We start from the raw sequence: 4,700 nt of genomic DNA on the forward strand, positions 1-4,700 counted from the left end.
GCCGCTCGACCTCGCGCTGCGCGATCCGGCGCAGACGGCGCAGTGGGCCGAGCGGCTGGGCGGCACGTCGCTGATGCCCGGCCACGTGCGCCTGTCACGCGGGACGCCGGTGGCCGAACTCGAAGGCTTCAGGGACGGTGCGTGGTGGGTGCAGGACCTTGCCGCGAGTCTTCCCGCGCGGCTGCTGGGCGCGGGTGAAGGGCGCCGCGCGCTTGATCTTTGCGCCGCACCCGGTGGCAAGACTATGCAACTCGCCGCGCAAGGGTGGAACGTCACCGCGCTCGACATTGCCGGGCGCCGGCTTGAACGCCTGCGCGAAAATCTCGAGCGCACGCAGCTTTCGGCCGAAATCGTGCAGGCCGATGCGCTCAAGTGGACGCCCGAAGCTCCCTTCGATGCGATCCTGCTCGACGCGCCGTGCACCGCGACCGGCACCAGCCGTCGCCACCCCGACGTGCTGCACCGTATTTCGCCGCGCCAGATCGCGGAAATGACCGCGATCCAGTCCGCCCTGCTCACCCGCGCGGCTGGCTGGCTCGCGCCGGGCGGGGTGCTGGTCTACGCGGTCTGTTCGCTCGAACCCGAGGAAGGGGAGGCGCAGGTTGAGGCGCTCGAGGGGCTGGGTATCGTGCCCGTCGTTCCCGCAGAGCTGCCCGAAGGCCTCAAACCGCGTGCGGATGGCACCGTGCGCACCGATCCGGCGATGCTGCCCGAGCAGGGCGGGCTCGACGGGTTCTTTATCGCGCGGTGGCGCAAGGGCTGAAAAGGAGAGGGGGCAAGGGGGTATTACCTCTTAGCCCCCGACTGGCGAGCGCCGCCAGCTCGATCCATGACGCGCTGACTTCGCGTGTGCGCATTGGCTTTTGCGGCACACCGCACGCTCGACAGTCTGCAGGGGCAAGGGATGGCAAATCCCTTGTTCTGCTGTGCGTCAGGCGACCCGCGCGCGCCGACGGCGCAGGAGGACCAGCGCCGCCAGCCCGAGCGCGAAGAGGCCCACCATCCCCGGTTCGGGCACGGCGGTGCCGCCCGAGCTGCTTGTCGTTGAGCTGGAGGTGGTGTCGGTCGGCGCCGGGTCCCATGAGCCGCTATAGGTGCCCACGTGCATCTCGCCGTACTGGTTGAGGCTGGCAAAGACGGCCGAACCTTCGATGAAGTTGTAGGTCGTCGCGGCGGCGTAGGGGGCCAGGATCGAGCCGTACCAGCCGGTCTTCACGGTGAGGTCGGTTGCTTCGTAGAAGTTCCAGATCACGCTTTCGCCAAGCCCGCTGGCGTTGCCCAGGAAGTTCTGGTCGAGCGTGATCGAGGTGCCCGAGACGTTGACGATGACCGTGTCGGCGCCGTTGGTGTTGAAGGAAATCTCGGTAATCCCGTCAAGCGTCGCGGCATCGATGTTGAACACCGCGACACCATCGGAATTGGCCACCGCGGTAAAGGTGGCGCTGGTGCCGGTGATGGAGACCGTGCTGGTCGCTTCCATCTGGCTCAGCGAATAGGTCAGCCCCTGGGTCGAAGTCTCGATCAGGCTGGCCTGCTGGGTAAGGTTCTGGATATAGGCCGGGTCGGTGGCGGAAAGGCCCGATTCCACGACATTGGAATTGACGTTGGTGTTGCTGATCGTGCCGCCCACCAGGACCGTCTGCGTCGAGCCGTTGAGGTTGAAACCACTCTCCACGTTTCCGCCCACGACCGCGCCCGAACCGTTGTTGAGGTTCTTGGTGCTGCCGGTCACGTCGCCGACCACGGTGAGACCGGGCACGCCGTCCGAACTGTCGACGCTGCTGGAGATCTGGTAATTCGACGAGGATCCCGTCAGGTCGCCGCTGACCCAGGTCTTGCCTTCGACTTCGGAGGTCGAGTTGAGATCGCCCAGGACGACAAGGTTCCAGGTCCGCAGGATGTCCAGCCCTGATACCATCGACGTCGAACTCGCGAGCAGGGCGCCGGGAAGAACGGCTGCGAGCAGCGCGGCAACGCCGAGAACGAGGATACGGATGGTTTTCATGGGAAGTCGCACGCCTGGTTAACGCTCGGAATCGAGATGATCCGCGCCTTACTAGGATCGGGGCGTTTTTTAAAGGTTAATACTTGCCGCCGTCCCGAATAAGGACGGCGGCCGTAAATGTACCATAGCTCAGGCCGTCTGGTTCTTTACCTTGTCCTGAAAGCTCTTGCGCAGCTTGAGCAGCTTGGGCGGGATTACGGCGAGGCAATAGGGATTGCGCTGCCCTTCGCCGTCCCAGTATTCCTGGTGGTAGTCCTCGGCCGGGTACCAGGGGGCAGGGCCTTCGATCGTGGTGACCACCGGCTCGGCGTTGTCCGCCTGCGCGCGCGCGATCGCCGCCTGGGCCTCGGCGCGCTGGGCATCGTCGAGGGGAAAGATCGCCGAGCGGTACTGCGTGCCCACGTCGTTGCCCTGGCGGTTGAGCTGAGTGGGATCGTGCGTGCCCAGGAACACGTCGAGGATCTGGGCATAGGAAATCGCGTGGGGGTCGTAGGTCAGCCGGATCGCCTCGGCGTGGCCGGTCGCGCCCGAGCAGACCTCCTTGTACGTGGGGTTTACGCTCGTGCCGCCGATGTAGCCGCTTTCGACCGTGTCGACGCCGATAACGTCGCGGAACACGGCCTCCGTGCACCAGAAGCAGCCGCCTGCGATAATAGCGGTTTCCATGATCTGTCGTTACCTCGTTTGCGAAGGGGGATGGCCTCTTAGATAGGATGCGGCAGGGCGCTTGTCATTGGCTCGCCTTGGGATAGATTTACCCGCGTGAGAGGACGCGAGAATCGCGACCACGACGAGCCCCGAGGCCCGCGAAGGAGAATCCCGATGCGCCGATTTCTGATTTCCCTGTCGACCGGTCTTGGCCTGCTTGCTGCTCCTGTCTCGGCTGAAGCCGCAAGCGATGGTGCCGACGTGGTCGCGTGCAAGGGTTGCGAGGCACTGCTCGATCTCGCCGAGGCAAGCCCCGGCCGCAAGGACGACCGCGCGCGCGACGTCTACCGCCATCCGGTCGAAACGCTGCTGTTCATGGGCGTTCGTCCCGACATGAAAGTGGGCGAATACGCGCCGGGCGGCGGCTGGTACTCGCGGTTGCTCGCGCCCTACCTTGCCAAACAGGGGCACCTGACAGGGCTCTTCTTCAATCCCGATGCAGGGCCCTTCGACCCCGCCAAGATCAACGCCGAGGCCGCAGCCTTCGCGGGTAAGGTGGAAGGCTGGAGCGGCGTTCCGGCCCGTTCGGTCTCGGGGATGACGCTCAAGGACGTGCCCGAGGCCGAGCTGGGCACGTTCGATCGCATCCTGCTCATCCGTATGCTGCACAACATGCGCCGCTGGAATATCGCCGACAGCGAAATCAAGGCGATGCGCGCGCTGCTCAAGCCTGACGGGATGATCGGCATCGTCCAGCACCGCGCCAGGGCCGATGCCCCTTACGCTTATACCGATGGCTCGAAGGGCTATCTGCGCCAGGTCGATGTCGTCCACCTGATGGAGCTCAATGGTTTCGAGCTGGTCGCCAGCAGCGAGATCAACGCCAATCCCAAGGACCTGGCGAACTGGCCCGAGGGCGTGTGGACGCTGCCACCGACCCACGCGCTCAAGGACAAGGACCGCGCCAAATACGATGCGATCGGCGAAAGTGATCGCATGACGCTTCTTTTCCGCAAGCGGGACTGATACCAGCGCGCCCATGACCCACGTAACCGTCGCTGCCTTGCAGCTCGCGCTCGGCTCGCCCGACGAGGCGACCAACATCGCCGCCGTGTCCGCCCTTGTCGAGGATGCGGCGGGGCAAGGCGCCGAGATCATCCTGCCGCCCGAACTCTTTTCCGGTCCCTATTTCTGCAAGACCGAGGAGGAGGAGTTGTTCGCGCTTGCGCGCCCGACCGCCGAGCATCCCTCGGTGCTGGCCATGCAGGCGCTCGCCAGGCGGCTGGGCGTGACCATCCCGACCAGCTTCTTCGAGCGCGACGGGCACCATTATTACAACACGCTGGCGATGATCGGGCCAGATGGCGCGATCATGGGCACCTACCGCAAGAGCCATATCCCCGATGGACCGGGCTATGAGGAAAAATATTACTTCCGGCCGGGCAACGATGGTTTCAAGGTCTGGGACGTGCCCACCCGCGAAGGGCCGGTGCGCATTGGCGTCGGTGTGTGTTGGGACCAGTGGTATCCCGAATGCGCGCGCGTCATGGCGCTGATGGGCGCGCAGCTGCTGTTCTACCCGACCGCGATCGGCTCGGAGCCTTACGATGCCACGCTCGACACCAGCCGGATGTGGCGCCGCGCGATGGTCGGCCATTCGGTGTCGAACTGCATGCCGGTGATCGCCGCCAACCGCATCGGGATCGAGGCCGAGTGCGGCAGCGAGCAGACCTTCTATGGGCACTCCTTCATCACCGACGAGTGGGGCGATTACACCGCCGCGTTCGGGCGTGAGGAAACCGGCGTGCTGGTCCAGACCATCGATCTGGCGCGGGCGGCGAAGCACCGCGCCGGGATGGGGTTTTTCCGCGACCGTCGCCCGCAGCTCTACACCCGCATCGCGCAGGACATCTGAGCGAGCGGAGGTAGGCGTGAGCGAGCCTGTTCATCTCTATCTGATCGGGCTGGGCTCGAACATGCGGCACCGCGCGCTGGGATCGCCGCGCGCGGTGGTGGAGGCGGCGCTCGCCGCGCTGGCGCGCCGGAC

At 65.5% G+C, this 4,700-nt stretch carries 5 protein-coding genes; 3 read left to right on the plus strand and 2 right to left on the minus strand.

Annotated elements, in window-relative coordinates; all coding sequences use genetic code 11:
• Window positions 1-763, plus strand: a 763-nt coding sequence (locus MTR62_RS19975; RefSeq protein ID WP_244024244.1) for an RsmB/NOP family class I SAM-dependent RNA methyltransferase, incomplete at its 5' end; no start/stop codon positions are given.
• Between the two features lie 168 nt (window positions 764-931).
• On the opposite strand, the gene MTR62_RS19980 is transcribed toward MTR62_RS19975, so the two are convergent.
• Together MTR62_RS19980 and msrA are read right to left on the minus strand one after the other, a co-directional pair.
• Entirely contained in the window at window positions 932-2,005 is a 1,074-nt protein-coding gene (locus MTR62_RS19980; protein ID WP_244024246.1) for a choice-of-anchor A family protein, read from the minus strand.
• A 129-nt stretch (window positions 2,006-2,134) separates the two neighbouring features.
• Window positions 2,135-2,671: a peptide-methionine (S)-S-oxide reductase MsrA gene (msrA, locus tag MTR62_RS19985; protein ID WP_244024248.1), complete on the minus strand. Its 537-nt coding sequence runs from the start codon at window positions 2,669-2,671 to the stop codon at window positions 2,135-2,137.
• Between the two features lie 156 nt (window positions 2,672-2,827).
• On the opposite strand from msrA, the gene MTR62_RS19990 reads away from it, so the two are divergent.
• Together MTR62_RS19990 and aguB are read left to right on the plus strand one after the other, a co-directional pair.
• A complete protein-coding gene (locus MTR62_RS19990; protein ID WP_244024250.1) occupies window positions 2,828-3,679 on the plus strand; it encodes a class I SAM-dependent methyltransferase in 852 nt (283 codons plus the stop codon).
• A gap of 13 nt (window positions 3,680-3,692) precedes the next feature.
• Window positions 3,693-4,568 (plus strand): N-carbamoylputrescine amidase, encoded by an 876-nt coding sequence (gene aguB, locus MTR62_RS19995; protein ID WP_244024252.1) that lies wholly within the window; start codon window positions 3,693-3,695, stop codon window positions 4,566-4,568.
• Window positions 4,569-4,700: the final 132 nt, after the last annotated feature.

It is taken from the genome of Novosphingobium organovorum (assembly GCF_022832435.1).
GTDB lineage: Bacteria > Pseudomonadota > Alphaproteobacteria > Sphingomonadales > Sphingomonadaceae > Novosphingobium > Novosphingobium organovorum.